This is a genomic window from Bradyrhizobium sp. PRIMUS42, from assembly GCF_023006515.1.
Classification (GTDB): Bacteria; Pseudomonadota; Alphaproteobacteria; order Rhizobiales; family Xanthobacteraceae; genus Bradyrhizobium.
In genome coordinates this window covers 1-1219 of record NZ_JALBGZ010001180.1, presented here as the reverse complement: position 1 = coordinate 1219, position 1219 = coordinate 1, and the positions used below count along the sequence as shown (strand labels likewise).

General features: G+C 63.9%; 1 protein-coding gene and 1 pseudogene. One reads left to right on the top strand and one right to left on the bottom strand.

Going from position 1 to position 1219, the window contains the following annotated elements:
- A pseudogene (locus MOV75_RS38805) lies at positions 1-344 on the top strand (hypothetical protein); the annotation flags it as partial.
- Positions 345-550: 206 nt separating this feature from the next.
- Here the strand turns inward: MOV75_RS38805 and MOV75_RS38800 are convergent.
- Positions 551-1219, bottom strand: a 669-nt coding sequence (locus tag MOV75_RS38800) for a lytic murein transglycosylase (RefSeq protein ID WP_247008123.1), incomplete at its 5' end; no start/stop codon positions are given.

The window sequence follows — 1219 nt, the reverse complement described above, 5'->3', positions numbered from 1 at the left end:
CCACCAACGTCATCCTGTTCGACAGCTCGATGAAGCAGATCGGGATCCTCGACGTCGAGGTCGTGATCGATACCGGTAATCTGCAGCAGAACATCCGGACCAGCACCGGCGCCGGCATCACCGACAATGCCCGCCGCGCGCAGTCGATCGAGCGGTTCGAGAACGCGGCGCAGACGACGCCGAAGGATGCCGCCCTGCGCATCATCAAGGGCATCGAAAAGAACGAGTCGCGCATCCTGATCGGCAACGATGCCCGCTTCATGGACCTGCTCCAGCGCTTCCGCCCGGGGAGCTATTGGGCGCCGCTGCAAAGGAAGCTGGAGCGGATGGCGAAGGGGAAGTGAATTCGTAGGATGGGTAGAGTGCGAAACCCATCATGTTTCCGCAAGGAGGGGCGCGATGGGTTTCGCTTCGCTCTACCCATCCTACAAGCGATATTAGCTGTCGTAGGGTGGGCAAAGCGAAGCGTGCCCACGATTTCTTGCGCCAACGGAAAAGTGGTGGGCACGGCGCTTCGCGCCTTTGCGCACCTTTCGAGTTCAACGTCCCCTCATTGCCCCGCCAGCCGGTCCGCGAAATAGCCGATCGTCTTGCGGTAGATCACCGCCCTGTTCCACTCGCGCATTGCCTCGAAATTGGCTGTTCCTTCGCCGTAGGGCTGGCCCATCTTGAAGCCGCTGGTGTGCAGCAAGTTCGCGGTCGAGGCGAGCACGTCGGGGACGCTGTGGCGGAGATCGACATGGCCATCGCCGTCGAAATCGACGCCGTATTTGATGTAGGACGACGGCAGGAACTGGGTCTGGCCGATCTCGCCGGCAAAGGCGCCGATGAGGTCGCGCAGCGGCAGGTCGCCGCGCTGCACGATCTTGAGCGCGGCGAGCAGCTCGCCCTGGAACAGGTCGGTGCGGCGGCAATCATGCGCGAGGGTCGCCAGCGTGCGGACCACCGGCATCTTGCCGATGTCACCCTTGCCGAAATCGCTCTCCAGCCCCCAGATCGCGACCAGGATATAACGGGGCACGCCGAACTGCTGCTCGATACGCGAGAGCAGCGCGGCATGGCGCTGCAAGAGCGCGCGGCCACCATTGATGCGGCCCGGGCCGACGCGGGTCGAGACGTACTGCTCGAAGCTCTTGTTGAACGTGTGGCGCTGGCGCCGGTCGAAGGCGAGCACCGCGCCGTCGGGAGTGACGCCAGAGAGCGCCGCGTTGGTCACGCT